The sequence below is a fragment of the Psychrobacter sp. 78a-MNA-CIBAN-0178 genome (assembly GCF_040309625.1).
GTDB lineage: Bacteria > Pseudomonadota > Gammaproteobacteria > Pseudomonadales > Moraxellaceae > Psychrobacter > Psychrobacter okhotskensis.
Window position 1 is genome coordinate 1 of sequence record NZ_JBEOOZ010000101.1, and the last position, 298, is coordinate 298.

A 298-nucleotide genomic window follows, 5' to 3' on the forward strand; every position below is an offset into this window, starting at 1 on the left:
ATGGCAGTCAGTTGCATGCCACTAATACTACCGTTGCCGCTAATAAAACCAAATACTATAGCGTGAAATCAACGGGTGGTAGCAACGATGACAACCTAGGTGCCACGGGTGAAAACGCGATGGCAATGGGTCGAAACGCCAGTGCGACTGGCAGTCAAGGCATTGCCATTGGTAGCGGCGGCAGTGGTCAACACACCACCGCAATGGGTGAGCAATCTATTGCCATTGGTGCAAACGTTGTGACCAAAGGCGGATCTTCTATTGCCATTGGTGGTGACGATCTAAATGCCGCCTCTCA

General features: G+C 51.3%; 1 protein-coding gene. It reads left to right on the plus strand.

Annotated features, from left to right (window positions below; translation table 11 throughout):
- The coding region (locus AAEY80_RS14420; protein WP_350588546.1) for a hypothetical protein at nucleotides 1–298 on the plus strand (298 nt) is incomplete at both ends.